The 16,708-nt window shown below is 63.4% G+C and carries 13 protein-coding genes; 12 read left to right on the top strand and 1 reads right to left on the bottom strand.

Annotated features, from left to right (window positions below; genetic code table 11):
* The first annotated feature begins 6 nt into the window (after nt 1-6).
* The 7 genes from ACVIIV_RS28395 to ACVIIV_RS28365 all read left to right on the top strand — a co-directional run bounded on the left by ACVIIV_RS28395 (nt 7) and on the right by ACVIIV_RS28365 (nt 9,879).
* Nucleotides 7-3,009: a xanthine dehydrogenase family protein molybdopterin-binding subunit gene (locus ACVIIV_RS28395; protein WP_456747096.1), complete on the top strand. Its 3,003-nt coding sequence runs from the start codon at nt 7-9 to the stop codon at nt 3,007-3,009.
* Nucleotides 3,006-3,821 (top strand): FAD binding domain-containing protein, encoded by an 816-nt coding sequence (locus ACVIIV_RS28390; protein ID WP_247279447.1) that lies wholly within the window; start codon nt 3,006-3,008, stop codon nt 3,819-3,821. Before ACVIIV_RS28395 ends, ACVIIV_RS28390 begins: the two co-directional genes overlap by 4 nt.
* A complete protein-coding gene (locus tag ACVIIV_RS28385) occupies nt 3,818-4,336 on the top strand; it encodes a (2Fe-2S)-binding protein (protein ID WP_456747095.1) in 519 nt (172 codons plus the stop codon). Before ACVIIV_RS28390 ends, ACVIIV_RS28385 begins: the two co-directional genes overlap by 4 nt.
* A complete protein-coding gene (locus tag ACVIIV_RS28380; protein ID WP_456747094.1) occupies nt 4,329-5,873 on the top strand; it encodes an AMP-binding protein in 1,545 nt (514 codons plus the stop codon). Before ACVIIV_RS28385 ends, ACVIIV_RS28380 begins: the two co-directional genes overlap by 8 nt.
* Nucleotides 5,874-5,909: 36 nt before the next feature.
* Nucleotides 5,910-6,716 carry an enoyl-CoA hydratase/isomerase family protein gene (locus ACVIIV_RS28375; RefSeq protein ID WP_247279444.1) on the top strand — a complete coding sequence of 269 codons (807 nt, stop codon included), beginning with the start codon at nt 5,910-5,912 and terminating at the stop codon, nt 6,714-6,716.
* 73 nt (nt 6,717-6,789) lie between these two features.
* Nucleotides 6,790-8,121 carry an MFS transporter gene (locus tag ACVIIV_RS28370; protein ID WP_456747093.1) on the top strand — a complete coding sequence of 444 codons (1,332 nt, stop codon included), beginning with the start codon at nt 6,790-6,792 and terminating at the stop codon, nt 8,119-8,121.
* A 60-nt stretch (nt 8,122-8,181) separates the two neighbouring features.
* Nucleotides 8,182-9,879: a GMC family oxidoreductase gene (locus tag ACVIIV_RS28365; RefSeq protein ID WP_456747092.1), complete on the top strand. Its 1,698-nt coding sequence runs from the start codon at nt 8,182-8,184 to the stop codon at nt 9,877-9,879.
* A gap of 589 nt (nt 9,880-10,468) precedes the next feature.
* Here ACVIIV_RS28365 and ACVIIV_RS28360 read toward each other — a convergent pair.
* Nucleotides 10,469-11,014 carry a hypothetical protein gene (locus tag ACVIIV_RS28360; protein ID WP_456747091.1) on the bottom strand — a complete coding sequence of 182 codons (546 nt, stop codon included), beginning with the start codon at nt 11,012-11,014 and terminating at the stop codon, nt 10,469-10,471.
* Between the two features lie 606 nt (nt 11,015-11,620).
* Here ACVIIV_RS28360 and ACVIIV_RS28355 point away from each other — a divergent pair.
* The 5 genes from ACVIIV_RS28355 to ACVIIV_RS28335 all read left to right on the top strand — a co-directional run bounded on the left by ACVIIV_RS28355 (nt 11,621) and on the right by ACVIIV_RS28335 (nt 16,701).
* Nucleotides 11,621-12,358, top strand: coding sequence for a LuxR C-terminal-related transcriptional regulator (locus tag ACVIIV_RS28355; RefSeq protein WP_456747090.1), 738 nt, complete (start codon nt 11,621-11,623; stop codon nt 12,356-12,358).
* A gap of 372 nt (nt 12,359-12,730) precedes the next feature.
* Nucleotides 12,731-13,078 (top strand): hypothetical protein, encoded by a 348-nt coding sequence (locus tag ACVIIV_RS28350; protein WP_456747089.1) that lies wholly within the window; start codon nt 12,731-12,733, stop codon nt 13,076-13,078.
* Nucleotides 13,075-13,401, top strand: a complete 327-nt coding sequence (locus ACVIIV_RS28345) for a hypothetical protein (RefSeq protein ID WP_456747088.1) — start codon at nt 13,075-13,077, stop codon at nt 13,399-13,401. Before ACVIIV_RS28350 ends, ACVIIV_RS28345 begins: the two co-directional genes overlap by 4 nt.
* 332 nt (nt 13,402-13,733) lie before the next feature.
* Complete coding sequence (locus ACVIIV_RS28340) at nt 13,734-15,839, top strand: AAA family ATPase (RefSeq protein WP_456747087.1); 2,106 nt, start codon at nt 13,734-13,736, stop codon at nt 15,837-15,839.
* Between the two features lie 13 nt (nt 15,840-15,852).
* Nucleotides 15,853-16,701 carry a Pvc16 family protein gene (locus ACVIIV_RS28335; protein WP_456747086.1) on the top strand — a complete coding sequence of 283 codons (849 nt, stop codon included), beginning with the start codon at nt 15,853-15,855 and terminating at the stop codon, nt 16,699-16,701.
* Nucleotides 16,702-16,708 lie beyond the last annotated feature (7 nt).

Below are 16,708 nucleotides of genomic sequence, written 5' to 3'. Positions count from 1 at the left end.
CGGGACATGTTGCAGGCGGTCAAATCCGCAAATCCGGAACGAGGCGATGAGCCGTGGGTCGGGCGTTCGATCGAGCGCGTCGAGGACGCAGCGCTGCTCACGGGCCGCGGCCGCTTCATCGACGATCTCGGTGTCCAGCCCGGAACGCTGCATGCGACGATCCTGCGCTCGCCGCATGCCCATGCCGATATTCTCTCGATCGATGCTGACGCTGCAAAGCGCCTGCCGGGCGTCGCCGCGGTTCTGACCGGCAGCGACGTCAAGACCGTCACCACGAGCCTCGTCGTCGGCGTGAAGGCAGCGGTCGAGTGCTGGCCGATCGCCATGGACCGCGTGCGCTATGTCGGGGAACCCGTCGTTGTGGTGGTCGCAACCGATCGTGCGCGTGCCGAGGATGCGGCCGAGCTGATCAATATCGAATATCGTCCGCGCGCTGCGGTCGTCGATCCGCTCGGGACTCTCGCGCCCGGCGTGCCCATTCTCCATGACGGCTTTCCCGGCAATCTCGCCAGCGATCGCCACTTCCGTTATGGCGATCCCGAGAAGGCCTTCGCGGATGCGCCGCATCGCTTCTCCATCGACATCCGCTATCCCCGCAATTCCTGCACCCCGATCGAAACCTACGGCGTCGTCGCCTCGCACGATGCCGGCGAGGACGCCTATGAGGTGCTCGCCAATTTCCAGGGCCCGTTCAGCATCCACACGGTCATTGCGCGGGCACTGAAGGTGCCGGGCAACCGGTTGCGGCTGCGTACGCCGCCGGATTCCGGCGGCAGCTTTGGCGTCAAGCAGGGCGTATTTCCCTATATCGTGCTGATCGCGGCCGCAGCACGCATCACTGGCAAGCCGGTGAAGTGGATCGAGGACCGGCTCGAGCATCTCACCGCATCGGTGTCGGCGACCAACCGCGCGACGAAATTGTCGGCGGCGGTAGCCGCGGACGGGAAGATCCTCGCGCTGGACTGGGACCAGGTCGAGGATTGCGGCGCGCATCTGCGGGCGCCCGAGCCGGCGACGCTGTATCGCATGCATGGCAATTTGACCGGCGCCTACGACATTCCCCACGTCAAGATCCGCAACCGCGTCGTCGTCACCAACAAGACACCGACCGGTCTCAACCGCGGTTTTGGCGGCCCGCAAGTCTATTTCGCGCTGGAGCGATTGGTCCAGAGGATCGCAGCCGGCCTTGGCCTCGATCCGCTCGATGTCATCAAGCGCAACCTGATCGACGCCGGCGCATTTCCCTATCGCACCGCGACCGGCGCGCTGCTCGATTCCGGCAATTACCAGGAAGCCGTCGCGCGCGCGGTGGAGCAGGGCAGACTTGCCGAGCTGAAGGCGAAGCGCGACGCGGCGCGGGCGCAGGGCCGTCTCTATGGCATCGGCTTCACCGCGGTGGTCGAGCCCAGCGTCTCCAACATGGGTTACATCACGACCGTGCTGACAGCGGCTGAGCGCCGCAAGGCCGGTCCCAAGAACGGCGCGCAGGCGACGGCCACGGTCGGGCTCGATCCGGTCGGCAGCGTCACCGTTCATGTTGCGTCGGTGCCGCAGGGGCAGGGCCATCGCACCGTGCTATCACAGGTCGTCGCCGATGTGTTTGGCCTCCAGCCGAAAGACATCCGCGTCAACACCGAGATCGACACCGCCAAGGACGCCTGGTCGATCGCATCGGGCAATTACGCCAGCCGCTTTGCGGCGGCGGTGGCGGGCACCACAAAGCTCGCGGCCGAGCGCGTCGCCAGCAGGCTCGCCCGCATCGCCGCCAGCCAGCTTAACGTCGAAGCCGCCGACATCGTCTTCGCAAAGGGCTTCGTCGCCTCGAAGCATAATCCGGAGAATCGCATTGCGTTCTCGCGCGTGGCCGCGCTCAGCCACTGGTCGCCTGGCTCGCTGCCTGACGATGTCGGCCAGACCATCCGCGAGACCGTGTTCTGGACGCCGCCGGAGCTGACGCCGCCCGACGAGGACGACCGTATCAACTCCTCGCTCTGCCACGGCTTCATCTTCGACTTCTGCGGCGTCGAGATCGATCCCGTCACCATGGAGACGCGGATCGACCGCTACGTCACCATGCACGATTGCGGCACCATCTTGCATCCCGGCATGGTCAACGGCCAGATCCGCGGCGGCTTTACCCAGGCGCTCGGTGCCGCGCTGCTCGAGGAATATGCCTACGCCGAAGACGGCAGTTTTCTAACGGGAACGCTCGCCGACTATTTGCTGCCGACCACGACAGAGGTGCCGGAGCCCGAGATCTTCCACATGGAGACGCCGTCGCCGTTCACGCCGCTTGGCGCGAAGGGCGTCGGTGAAGGAAACTGCATGTCGACGCCGGTGTGCCTCGCCAATGCGGTCGCGGATGCGCTCGGCGTGGAGGACCTCACTTTGCCGCTGGTGCCGGCGCGGCTTGCCGAACTGGTGCGCGGTGCCGAGCCGCCGCCGCCCGCTGGCGGTGCGACTGCTGCGCCGGTGCGCGAGGGTGACCGGCGGCTGCGCGGCGAGGGGCAGGCCTCGGTGAAGGGCGCGCCAGAGCAGGTCTGGGCGATGCTGCTCGATCCCGCCACGTTGCAATCGGTCATTCCCAGCTGCCAGAGCGTCGACAGGATCACCGACACGCATTTCCACGCCGACGTCACGCTCGGCATCGGCCCCGTCAGCGGTCGCTATCGCGCCGATGTCGAGCTGTTTGATCTCGATCCGCCACGCGCGGTCACCCTGCGCGGCGGCGCCACCGGCGCGCTCGGCTTTGGCAATGCTGAAGGACGCATCACGCTCGCGCCCGACGGCAATGGCGGAACCAGGCTGACCTACAGCTTTGACGCTGCGATCGGCGGCAAGGTCGCCAGCATCGGCGGCCGTCTGCTCGATGGCGCGACGCGCGTGATCATCGGCCAATTCTTCACCGCGCTTGCTCGTAAAGCCGGCGGTGGTCGCGCGGAGGGCGGCGGCTTCTCGTTGTTCGCCGTGTTGGCGAAGCTCGCCAGCCTGTTCGGGGGGCGCCGATGAAGCCGCCCGCATTCGACTATCTCCGCGCCGAGAGCGTTGGCGATGTCCTCGAAGGCCTCGCGCAGCAGGGCGGCGATGCCCGCGTGCTCGCCGGCGGGCAGTCGTTGATGGCGATGCTCAACATGCGCCTCGCCAAGCCAAAGCTGCTGATCGACATCATGCGGCTCAGGGAGCTGCGTCAGATGGAGCGGAAGGGCGATGCCGTCGTCATCGGCGCCGGGGTGCGCCAAGCCGATCTGCTGGCATGGCCTGATCTGGCCGAAACGCTGCCGCTGGTGTCGCTGGCGCTGCCTTGGGTCGGGCACGTGCAGACCCGCAGCCGCGGCACGATCTGCGGCTCGCTCGCACATGCCGATCCCAGCGCCGAGATGCCGCTCGCGCTGGTCGCGCTCGGCGGCGAGGTGTTTTTGCGCAACGCCAAGCGACGGCGCCGGGTCGCTGCCAAAGACTTCTTTGCCGGCATGATGCTGACCGCGCGTGCTGATGACGAGCTGATTGAGGGCATCTCGCTGCCTGTGGTCAAAGGAGCGCGCGTCGCCTTCCGCGAGGTCGCGCGCCGTCACGGCGATTTTGCCATCGTCGCCTGCGCCGCGATGAAAACGTCAACGGGCGTGCGCCTCGCTGTTGGTGGTGTCGCCGACGTGCCAACCGCGCGCGACTGGCCGCGGCTGGAGGGCAGCGCGCTCGACGATGCGCTGAATGCCTTCGCCTACGAACTCGGCGCCCGCGATGACGTCCACGCCACCGCGCGTTACCGCCGCGACCTCGTGCGCAGGATCGGCCGCGACCTGATCGGCGAGGTGCTGCAATGACCCGTCTCAAGGCCGATCAGCGCCATGCGGTTCGCTTCACGCTCAACGGCAAGCCGGTCGAGGCAGAAGCCGAGCCGCGCATGCTGCTGTCTGACTTCCTGCGTCACCAGTTGGGTGCGACCGGCACCCATGTCGGCTGCGAGCACGGCGTCTGCGGCGCCTGCACAATCGTCGTCGACGGCATGCTGACGCGCTCTTGTCTTACGCTCGCGGCTCAGGTCGAGGGTTGCGAGCTGGAGACGGTGGAAGGGCTCGCACCTTCTGCCGACCGGCTCGGCGTGCTGCAGCAAGCCTTTCGCCGCAACCACGCGCTCCAGTGCGGCTTCTGCACCGCCGGCATATTGATGTCGCTCGATCATTACCTCGCGAAGAATCCGGCGCCGACGGAGGTCGAGATCCGCGATCTCCTCAGCGGGCATATCTGCCGCTGCACCGGCTACACCCCGATCATCCAGGCGGCGTTAGATGCTGCTGCTGAGCTTGCTTCATCCAAAAAAGAGACGTCGAATGCTTGATCTCGCCAGGAGCTTTATCGCCAGTGCCGCGCGCGATCCCCACGCGATTGCCCTGGCCGACGGCGACCTCCGTCTGACTTACCGGCAATGGTACGACAAGATCTCCGCGCTCGTGGCCTCGTTCGACCGTCTCGGCCTCAAGCCGGGCGACCACGTCGTCACGCTGCTGCAGAACCGCTGGGAAGCGGCGACGCTGCACTGGGCGTGCCAGTTCGCCGGCCTCGTGATCACGCCGATCAACTGGCGCGCCAAGGCGGATGAGCTCGATTACTGCATCGAGAACGCCGAAACTTGCGCGATCGTCTATCAGGACATTTCCGCTGAGGCGGTGCAGGGCTCGGCGCTGGCGGGCAAGCTGCTGCGCGTGTCCGTCGATCCCGGCACCGGCGAGGCGACGAGCTTTGCCGATTTGATCAAAAACAGTGCGCCGGACGCCGCGCCGCGTGTCGGCACCGACGCCTGGTCGATCATGCTCTATACGTCAGGCACGACCTCGCGCCCGAAGGGCGTGCCGCGCCGGCATCGCGCCGAACGCGCCGCGGCGATCGCCCATGTCGCGCAAAATCTCTACGGCCGCGGCGAGCGCACGCTCGGCGTCATGCCGCTCTACCACACCATGGGCGTCCGCTCGCTGCTGGCGATGTCGCTGATCGGCGGCACGTTCATCTGCCTGCCGCGCTATGACAGCCGCCAGGCGCTGGCGCTGATCGAGCAGGAAGCGATCACCAACCTCTATCTTGTGCCCACGCTCTATCATGACCTCGTCCATCACGAGGCCTTTGCCAAAACCGACGTCTCCAGCGTGCGCAAGCTCGGCTTTGCCGGCGCCTCGATGACCGATGGTTTGCTGAAGAAGCTCAACGAGGCGTTCAAGCCGGAGTTGTTCGTCAATCACTACGGCAGCTCCGAGATCTACACCTTCACGATCGACCAGAACGCCGCTGCAAAACCCGGCTCGGCCGGCAAGGCCGGGCTGAACCAGCACGTCAAGGTCGTGCGTATCGGCGCAAATTCGATCGCGGATCTCGCCGCCGTCGGCGAGGAGGGCGAGATCATCGCGACCCTCGCCGGCGACGAAGCTTTCGAAGGTTACTGGCGCCGCCCCGAGGCCGACGCCAAATCGCTGCGGGAGGGTTGGTACTTTACCGGCGATACCGGCCTCATTGATCCCGACGGCGATCTCTTCGTCACCGGCCGCGTCGACGACATGATCATCACCGGCGGCGAGAACGTCTCGCCGGTCGAGATCGAGAGCTGCCTGTCGCTGCATCCCGCTGTTGACGAGGTCGCGGTGGTCGGCGTCGCCGACGAGAAATGGGGCAAGGTCGTCGCCGCCTTCGTCAAGCGCAATCGCGCGGTGTCGGAAGGAGAGCTAGAACAGTTTTGCCGCACCTCTGGCCTTGCCAATTTCAAGCGGCCGCGCCGCTACGTCTTCGTCGACGCGATCCCGAAATCGCCGGTCGGCAAGCTGCTGCGGCGACTGCTCGTCGCCGGAGAATACGAGGCCGAGCGCCTGCCGCCGTCGGACGCGGCCTGATCATCAACCATCAACAATCAACAGAAGGAAGACAACATGGCGTCACCCTATTCATTCACCGATCCCCGGCTCGCCAAGCTCGACGGGTTCAAGGTCGAGATCGACGAGGCGCGTGAGCGCGCCGACATCATCCTGGGGAGGCCGCCCTACAACGTCGTGGCGATGCCTCAGCGCGACCAGCTGCGCCTGACTTTCGAGACGCTGGACGAGGATCCGCGCGTGCGCGTCATCGTGCTGCGCGGCGAGGGCGAGCACTTCTCCAGCGGCGGCAATATCGGCGGCTTTATGGAGGCGAGCCCGGAGCACGTCTCCAAGCTCGCCTGGAACATCGCCGCGCCCGCGCGCTGCGCCAAGCCCGTCATCGTCGCCAACCGCGGCTATTGCTTCGGCGTCGGCTTCGAGCTGTCGCTGGCCTGCGATTTCCGTATCGCCTCGGAGACCACGCAATACGCGTTGCCGGAGCAGAAGCTCGGCCAGATCCCGGGCTCGGGCGGCTCGGCACGGCTCCAGAAGATGGTCGGCATCACCCGCACCAAGGACATCGTGATGCGCTCCAAGCGCATCTCGGCCAAGCAGGCCTATGACTGGGGCATCGCCACCGATTGCGTGCCGGATGCCGAGCTGGAGACGGCGACCGACAAGCTCGTCGATGAGCTCCGCACCTTCTCGCCGCTGGCGCAGCGCACCGCCAAGAAGCTCCTCAACGACACCGAGGATTCGACGCTCGCCATCGCCATCGAGCTCGAAGGCCATTGCTACAGCCGCCTGCGGCAGTCGGAAGACTTCAAGGAAGGCGTCGAGGCCTTCAACGCCAAGCGTCCGCCGAAGTTCACCGGCCGCTGAGACGCGACGAAACTGCCGCGGTTCGCAATGGTGCGAACCGCGGTGTCATTCAAAACGGGGGAGGTCAAACAACATGGCTGAGATGGATATGCCGGTCGCGGGTGCACAAGCATCGGCCGATAACAAGCAGATGGTCAACGCGATCATCGCCTCGGTGCTCGGATGGGCACTCGATCTGTTCGATTTGTTCATTCTGCTCTACGTGGCGCCGGTTGTCGGCGCGCTGTTCTTTCCGTCGAGCAATCCGGCACTGTCGCTGGCCGCGGTCTACGGCTCGTTCGCCGTCACGCTGCTGATGCGGCCGCTCGGCTCGGCGATCTTCGGCCATTATGCCGACGTGCACGGCCGCAAGCAGGCGATGCTGATCGCCATCATCGGCGTCGGCGTCAGCACGGCGGCGTTCGGCCTGCTGCCGACCATCGCGCAGGTCGGTGTGATCGCGCCGGTCATCTTCCTGATCCTGCGCCTGGTGCAGGGCATCTTCGTCGGCGGCGTCGTGGCGTCCACCCACACCATCGGCACCGAGTCCGTGCCGCCGCAATGGCGCGGTGCGATGTCCGGTCTGGTCGGCGGCGGCGGTGCCGGCATCGGCGCGCTGCTGGCGTCCTTCATCTTCCTGATCACGTCCTCGGTCTTCCCCGGCGATGCCTTCGCGGTGTGGGGCTGGCGCTTCATGTTCTTTTCGGGACTGCTGAGCTCGCTGCTCGGCTGGTTCATCTTCCGCAACCTCGAGGAGTCGCCATACTTCAAGGAGCTCAAGCGCCAGCAGGGCAACAAGCAGGCGAAAGTCTCGAAAGCGCCGGTCAAGGACGTGTTCTCCGGCCAATATCGCGGCGTGCTGCTAGTCAATCTGCTCATCACCTTCGGTGGCGGCGCGGGCTACTACCTGACCTCGGGCTATCTGCCGAGCTTCCTGAAGGTCATCAACGCGGTCCCGAATCAGACCTCGTCGCTGATCCTGATGGGCGCGAGCGTGTCGGCGTTCTTCTCCGCGGTGCTGGTCGGCGCGCTCAGCGACCAGATCGGCCGCAAGAAGACGTTTTTGCTGATCGGCGTGCTGGCTGCGGTATTGCTGCCGCTGTGCTATCTCAGCCTCGCAGCGACAACGGACACGACGCAGATCACGCTCTATGCGCTCGCCATCGCCTTCATCGGCAATGCCGGTTACGCCCCGGTGCTGATCTTCCTCAACGAACGTTTTCCAACGGCGCTGCGCGCGAGCGGCACCGGCCTGTCCTGGAATATCGGCTTTGCGCTGGGCGGCATGATGCCGACCTTCGTCTCGCTGGTAAGCGGCAGCCCCGCGGAAATTCCGATGTCGCTGGCCTACTTCGCGGTCGGTGTGTTCGTGATCTATCTGATCGGTGCGATCGTGATCCCCGAGACCAAAGGCGACTTCCGCTGAAGCAAACCGGCGCGGCCACGACGGCCGCGCCGATCCATCGCATTGCACGACGAGACAGGAATGGATGAGCTGCATTTCGACGATGTGATCGTCGGCGGCGGGTCGGCGGGCTGCGTGCTCGCCAATCGGCTTTCCGCGGATGGGGGGCGTCGCGTGCTTCTGATCGAAGCCGGGATGGATACGCCGCCGGAGGCGACGCCGCCCGAAATCCTCGACAGCTATCCGATGACGCTGTTCTTCGGCGACACGTACATCTGGCCCGGCCTGTCGGCGGCGGCCGGCCGTAATGCCGAAGGCAAGCCTGTTATCCGCGCCTATGAGCAGGGACGGGTGATGGGCGGCGGCTCCAGCATCAACGTGCAGTCGGCCAATCGCGGCCTGCCGCGCGACTATGATGAATGGCGCGATCTCGGTGCGCGGGGCTGGGGCTGGGCGGATGTGCTGCCATATTTCCTCAAGCTAGAATCCGATCTCGATTTCGACGGACCGCTGCACGGCAAGCACGGTCCAATCCCGATCCGACGCATCGCGCGCGAAGCGATGCCGCCGTTCGGCCACGCCGTCGGCGAGGCCTTGTCCGCAACTGGCCTGCCATTCCGAAAGGACCAGAACGGCGAGTTCGAGGACGGCATTTTTCCGCCGGCGTTTTCGAACCGCAATGACCAGCGTGTCTCCACGGCCGCCGGCTACCTCGATGCGGCGACGCGGGCGCGGCCGAATCTGACCATCTGGGCCGACAGCGAGGTCGAGCAACTTCGGCTTGACGGCCGCCGCGCAACGGGTGTGATGGTCGCTCGCGGCGGCGAGCGGCTCACCGTCGGTGCCCGCCGCGTAATCCTCACGGCAGGCGCGCTGCAATCGCCGGCGATCCTGATGCGGGCGGGCATCGGCCCCGGTGCGGCGCTGCAAGCTCTGGGCATTCCCGTGGCGATCGATTTGCCCGCGGTCGGCAGCAATCTGCGCGACCATCCCGCGCTGACGTTCTGCCAATATCTGCCGAGGCAGCTACGGCTGCCGCTGACCCGGCGGCGCCCAAACCTTGCCGCGATGCGCTTCTCCTCCAAACATCGAGGCTGCGATGCTTCCGACATGTACATCACGGCCTCGGCGCGCGGAGGCTGGCACGCGCTGGGCACGCGGCTCGGTCTCTATTTCCTCTGGTGCAACCGGCCGTATTCGAGCGGATCGCTGAAGCTGGCGACGCCCGATCCCGAGACTTTTCCGGTTGTCGATTTCAACCTGTTGTCCGATCCGCGTGATCTCGAACGGATGATTGCGTCCGTCCGCCTGCTTGCGAGCCTAGTCGTCCATCCCGCGGTCAATCCTGAGGCCGGTGATTTCTTCCCGGCCTCGTATTCCCCGCGCATCAAGCGGCTGAGCCGGTATGGCACGGTCAATCGCATCGTCGCATCCATCCTCGGGCCGATGCTCGACGTGCCTGCGGTCCTCCGGCAACTCCTGATCCGGCTGGTCCTGCTCAACGGCACCGCCTTCCGGGCGACGCTGGCGGACGACCGTGCCCTTGAAGCCTTTGTGCGACAGAGCGTGTTCGGCGTCTGGCACCCCGTGGGGACATGCCGCATGGGCGATTCCGCCGACCCCACGGCGGTAGTCGATCCCGAGGGCAGGGTGATCGGCAGCGACAATATTTTCGTGGCGGATGCCTCGATTATGCCGCGGTTGCCGACGGCCAATACCAACATCCCCGTGATCATGGCGGCCGAGAAGATCAGCGATGCGCTTTTGCCCCGAAGTTAGAGTGGGATGCCCCGACCGCAGGCGCGCGCAAGGATGGCCGAAATCGCCCGACACATCACCGAACTTCCGGATCAGCTAGACTGGACACCGACCGAAGCTGACTATCAATGGGGTTGTGCGCCAATGACCGCTGACGGTATTGGCTGACAGTCGGCCAAAGCCCAAGAGGAGTCCGTTTCGGCTTAGTGTACGTCTATGTTCGTCGACCGATACCGATAGTTGCTGAAAGTGCCGACCCTCAGAGCCTCGGAAATTTTCCTGTGAATTCAAGACCAAAAATTTGGGGGGTATACCGTCGGCATTAGACCGTCAGCTTTGAGGATTTATGCTTGTTAATCAACGCGAAAACGGCTTCCTGAATCATTGAGTGGGAGCAGTGCTGCCGGTTGATATCGCGCGGTATAGCGTGGTTTTGGCGAGGCTGTTCTCACGTCCTCTAATATTCCAGGCGCTGACCGAGTTGTGGCCTCGACTTAACCGCGATCGCTGGCTGAATTCCACCGCGCTTCTGCAAACGGAGTACTGTGGCGTATTCCAGCGTGCAGAACGGCTGAAGTTGCATGAAAGCGAGCGCCTGGTTGTTGCGGCGTCAGCCATCCCATTCGTAAACGAGAGCGTCGAAAAGCGCTGCTCGCACGCTCGCGTAGAGCTTCTCGCGCGAGCCCTGCGGCTTGGGATTTGAGTACCATTCCTGCCGCTCAAGCCAGTGCAGGAGGTCAAGATAGGACTTCCCCCTGTTTCGGGGGGCTTTGGCCAAGCTGGTTGGTGGCAAGCCTGTCAAGGCTGCGAGTTTTGTGCTCGATCCCCTGTTGACGGACACCGCTCGATCAGGGCGGGCGAGGGCAAGAAATCTGGTCGCAAGCGCTCCCGCGAAACCGTCAATCGAGCTGACTTCTTCGATGAAATCGCACGCGACTTCCGCGAAGCGGCTATCACTTGCGGTTATGCAGGGTTGAAGCGCGTTTCTGATTCGGCGGCGGATCTGCAGATTTTCGGGGCTGTCTACCCGGAAGATGTTGTTGGCGAGGCCTGCTCCGCGCATCGAACCCAATTGTCCATAAGGGTCACGACCGAGCAGGAGGTAACGATCTTCCTTGGAAAGGCTGCTCCAGTCCTCTCGTCCCGGCAGGGACATGCTCCCCCCGTAAGTCGGCGGGATTTCGATAGTCTTATGCCGTTTGGTCGGCAGTTTCCTTTGATGACTATCGGTGCCATCAACCCCACTACTTCAGATAGCAACCCAACGAGCTGCCCGCGACACGCACCGTGGCTGTGACGAGCTCGATCATGGTTCGCTCCCATTTTGCTGTAACCGCTGAAGGCAGACGAGAACTAATGCGTCAACTCTATTCGACGAACAGCGTTGCTCGTTACTGTCGAGCTAGCCAAGGAGTTGTTGGCTGTTGCCGCAGACCAAGAGTGATCCAGTAGCTCAATACCAGCACAGATGGGTTTGATCTTTTGGTAACCTCATTACTTGAGTAACGCCCTTCGACGGCCCGCAGAAAGTGACAATTTGGATGGTTGCAACCCGCGCCAAGTTGGCGCACCATGGGGACCGTGGGGCAAGCCATGAGCTCGCCCTTGGGCATCACCTACTCTGGCCGGGCCAGGTTAATCGGATCGATGAGGAAGGCACTCTTACGGGTTGCAAACAGCCACCATCGGCCACGCGGGGACATTGGCTGACGGTCTCCAGGAGCGACACAGCAAAGCTGCTTGTTGTCGAGGGGGAGGGACGATGCAAATCAAGTCCCAACCAAACGTCGAAACACCCGAAGTCATTTCGCTCGACGACCCGCGGCGGGCCGGAATCGAAGCGACAGTCAGTTTGCGCGTTCTGGTCCTCAGCGATCTTCAGCTTTGCCGGGAAGGGCTCGCCCTCATCCTGACCCGGCGCTGCCATGCCGACGTCATCGGCTCGGCTTCGTCGCGGTCCGATCCGGATGAGATCGCTGCTTCGCGACCCGACGTGGTGCTGCTCGACGTCTCGAACGCCGGCGCTCTGACGCTCGCCAAACAGCTGAACGCTGCCGTCCCCGACACCAAGATTATCGCCTTCGCCCTGGGCGATATCGACCGGGAGATCATGGCCTGCGCTGAAGCCGGAATTTCTGCCTACCTGACCCGGGACAGCTCTGCCGAGAAGCTAGTCGAGGTCGTTTATCAGTCGTTGCGTGGCGAATTCGCATGTCCGCCGCGGATCACCGGCTTACTTTTCCGGCGGCTGGCTAGCTTGTCGGCAGCCGCGCGCCCGGATTTTTCTGTTGGTAACGACCCCGATTCCCGGCCGCCGTTCACCTTACGGGAGCGGCAAATTATCCCGCTGATCGAACAGGGGCTGTCGAACAAGGAAATCGCCCGGAGCCTGAACATCGAGGCTGCGACCATCAAGAACCACGTCCACAACATCCTGAGAAAGATGAACTTGCGCCGTCGCGGCGAAATCGCCGCCCAGATACGGTGGAGCCGGAGATAGCCGGAAGCAGACGATCCTTTGACTGAACTCAAGCCGATGGAGCGATGACCGGCATGGCGGGCGGGAAGATGCACGCGACCCCGGAGGCTTCGGAGGCGTGGCCTGGCCCTTTCTTGGGAATTTCGGCACCCAATGCGTGGACCGGATGGGGGACGTCATCTGTATCTTTGGATCCACGTAGAGGTACAAGCGGGGGGAGGGCATGAGGAAATCCAATCTGGCGAGAAAGCGCAAACTGTGACCGTCTAGGTCATTAGATATCCCCTATGCCTCGTCCATTTTCTGGACCCGTCGATCCATTTTCTTCCCGCCATTTGCCGATCACAACTTGATCCCGGATAGATTGGTGTGAAGAACTTGAGAGCAACCCGCGTGCTCATAGCCGACATGCCCCGGATGCTGCGAGAGATGGTTTCCGCCATCGTCGCCTCCGAACCGCGCTTCAAGCTCGTCGGGGTGGTAGGGTTGGACCAAGACCTCGCCGCCGCCATCCGCCGCACGCGGGCCGACATCGTCATCGTCGGCGAGCGGGACAAGCCGCACGAGCGGGCTCGCCCGAGCATTCACCGGTTGTATGGCCATCTGGCCAGGCTCATCGCGGTCAGCGAGACCGGCCACGAGGTCGCCCTTTATCAGGTCCGTCTCGACCGCGCGCCGCAGGACTCGGTGTCGGCCAGCAGCCTTCTTGAACTGATCGACAAGCTGGGGACCCATCCATGAAGGCGATTGCTGTTTTCGCAGGAAAGCGCTGGCTCCGCCGGCTTCCGTCGACCGCCAGTCTGGCGCGCTGCCTCAGTTGGATACGCTCTGTTCGAAGCGGCCGTCGCGCGCGCACGCGCGATTTTCGCCGCCGGCGAGGAAGGGGAATGTTCCGCGGGCTGTACATAGGTGCAGTGAGACTGCATTCGGATGTCGAGTTGTTTAGGAGCAGCGACGCGGATTTGGCGCGCACCGTCGCCCACTATCACACCGACGCGGCAATCGTGGCCGCGCCGGCACCGACGATGAAGCACCTTGATCAATCCGTGCTCGTGGGCAACTGAAGATGTTCGTGGTGAGATAGGCGTACCTGCTGGATCTGCATCGCATGACGTCCGCGAGGTATCGCAGAGCGGTTTAATCGATGCCATCAGGCTCGCAGTGGCGACAACCGCAGGGGACAACGCATGAACGCGATCTGTAGCTGCGATCCATTAGCTGGTTGGGCTTGAATCAAACGTTGTGAACGAACCACGCAGCCGTAGGGGACGAGGAACGGGATGTGATGCCAACGCAAGTTGCTTCTGACAGGCGGAACCAGGACCAGGCGTCGGCGAAGACCCGGACGACCGGTGGGAACCTATGTCTGCCTGCTCTCCTGACGGCGCTGTACCGGTTGGATCAACTGCTCGAATGGGCAGTGGCGGCGATGCCTGAGTCTGGCCCGCAAGCCGCATCGGCTCAGTGGCATGGCCTCTACGTTGATGAAGCCGAAGTCAGTTGTCTACTGGCCCGGACGCCTGGAGAGTCACCGTTTCACGGCGACAGGCCCGCCGGCGATGCCCACGGCGGAGCTGAGTCACCATTGAAACGACTGATTCAGGTCTTTCAGTTGTCTTCGTTCGACATCGACGTAATGCTGCTCGCGCTGGCGCCGGAACTGGACCTGCGCTACGAACGCCTCTACGCGTATCTGCAAGATGACGTGACGCGCAAGCGCCCGACAGTTGAATTGGCACTCAACCTGCTGTGTTCCACCGCAGAGGAAAAGCTATCGCGCAGGCCGCACCTGGAGACGACGGGGCCTCTAGTGCGCCATGACCTGGTACAGATCGTCCCGGATCCCAATCAACTCGAGCCGCCTTTCCTGGCGCACTACCTGAAGGTCGACAAGCAACTCGTTCGCTACCTGCTCGGTGACGGTGGGCTGAGTGCATCGATCGCTGAATATTGTCAGCTGCTCGAACCCGCGCCTGATTGGGATGGCCTGCCTGCGTCTGAAGACTTGAAGAGGCTGCCAACCCTGGTCAGGGAATGCGGTGCGAGCGGCCAGGTACTGCTCCTGTACTTCCATGGCGCTCCTGGCACCGGCAAGAGGAAAGCGGCCGAATCCCTGGCGGGAACCGTTGGAGTCAGGTTGTTTACCGCCGATCTCAGCCGATTCGTTGACGCTCCGGATTTCGGTCAGCGTCTGAGTTGCCTGTTGCGAGACGCCTGCCTGCTAGGATGTCTTCTATATATATGTGGTCTGGACGCGTTGCGGCTGGACACTCGTACGCAGCAGCGCGAAACCTTCCTGCAGAAACTGGCGAGTTACCCGGCAACCGTGATCGTGGCTGGTAATCAGCCATGGATTCCAGGCGCTACCGGCTTGGCGGCGCTGACGGTGAACTTTGGAATCCCCGAGTTCGAGACGCGCCGCGCCTGCTGGCAAGCCGAACTGGAGACCGTGGGGTCGAAAATGGACTCTGCCCATCTTGACGCATTGGCTGGACGCTTTCGGCTGACCGCGGCGCAGATCAAGGAAGCCGTCGCGGGTGCCGTCAACGGCTCTCGGTGGCGCGCAGCCAGAGCCGCTGAGAATGGATCCGCTCTCGTTCCGACTTTAGACGATGTGTACGAGATGGCACGGGCAGCAACCGGACACAGCCTTGCGAAGCTCGCACGAAAGATCGATCCGCGGCAGAGCTGGGATGACATTGTGTTGCCTCAGGATCAACTGGCCCAACTTCGCGAGATTTGCTTTCAGGCGGAGTATCGACACGTCGTTTACGGTGCATGGGGTTTCGATCGAAAGCTCAGCGTCGGCAAGGGATTGAACGTCCTCTTCTTCGGCCCGCCGGGAACCGGAAAAACCATGTCCGCTGAAGTGATCGCGCGGGAGCTGAGGCTCGATCTATACCGTGTCGACCTCTCGCAAATCGTCAGCAAGTACATCGGCGAGACGGAGAAGAACCTAGATCAAATCTTCACGGCGGCGGAAAACAGCAACGCGATTCTGTTCTTCGATGAGGCGGACGCGCTGTTCGGAAAGCGATCCGAAGTCCGGGATGCCCACGACCGCTACGCCAACCTCGAGATCTCGTACCTCCTGCAAAAGATGGAGGAGTACCAGGGAGTAAGCATCCTCGCCACGAATCTCCGCCAGAACCTGGACGAGGCGTTCGTGCGGCGTCTTCAGGCGATTGTCGAGTTTCCGTTTCCAGACGAGGACCATCGGCGCCGCATCTGGCAGCTGGCGTTTCCGTCCGAGGCTCCGGTGGGAGACGACGTGGAGTTCGATCGCCTGGCGCGGGAGATACGTCTCGCGGGAGGAAATATCAAGAACATGGCGCTTGCGGCGGCATTCCTCGCCGCCGCCGACGGCGGAGCCATCCGCATGACTCATTTGCTGCAGGCCGGCCGCCGCGAGCACCAGAAGCTCGGTCGTGCCTGGAGTGATGCCGCGTTCCTCCCACTGTGCCACATCGACAACGGCCGCCTGAACCGGAAATTACGATGAAGGTCTTGAAGCAATGATTCGCGACCTGGGTGAAACGTTGAAGGCCATCCTGCAGGATCCCTCGGTGCCGCCGGAACTCGGCGCCGCCGACATTCTGTTCGACCGTCCCAGCGATCCGTTCACTCCCGGCAACACCACCATCGATCTGTTTCTGTACGACGTCCGCGAGAATACAGAGCTCCGCAGCAACGAATACGTGGTGGAGCGCAGGAATAATCAATCCATCATCCATCCCGCACCGCTTCGCTTGAACTGCTCGTATCTGGTGACCGCCTGGCCGGTGGGCGGATCCGAACTCGCTTTGCAGGAGCATCGGTTGCTGACGCAAGCGCTGCGAGCCATGGGCCAGTTTCCAATCATTCCTGCGAAATATCTGCAAGGCAGCCTGGTGGGCCAAGAACCACCGCTCCCGATGATGGCCCTCCACCCCGATGCGTTGAAGAACTTGTCGGAGTTTTGGACATCAGTGGGAAACAAGCTGCGCGCCTCGCTCACCGTGACCGTCACGATCGGCGTGCCGGTGTTTGCCGACGTCGCCGACTTCATGGTGACGACGCGGACCACTGCGGTCGCTCCAGCGGAGACCGGTTCTCCAGACACCTTTGTCCAGGTGGGTGGGCGCGTTCTGGATCCGGCAGCGCGCGGGATAGCCGGCGCGCTGGTGGACATCCTGGACGCCACACTGCAGGAAACCGGATTGCGTGAAACGACCGACGCGGAGGGGAGATTTTCGTTTGTGCGTGTGCCCACCGGGACCCAGAACTTGCGTGCGGTGGCTTCTGGTTTTCAGGACAAGACTCAGCAACTGGTAGTTCCAGGAAGACAGGAAGACTACGAAATCACCCTGGCGCCCTTGCCGTAATGGACGG

The organism is Bradyrhizobium sp. USDA 4354 (genome assembly GCF_054060315.1).
Note: the sequence above shows the minus strand (reverse complement) of the source record. Positions and strands in the feature narration are given on the sequence as shown.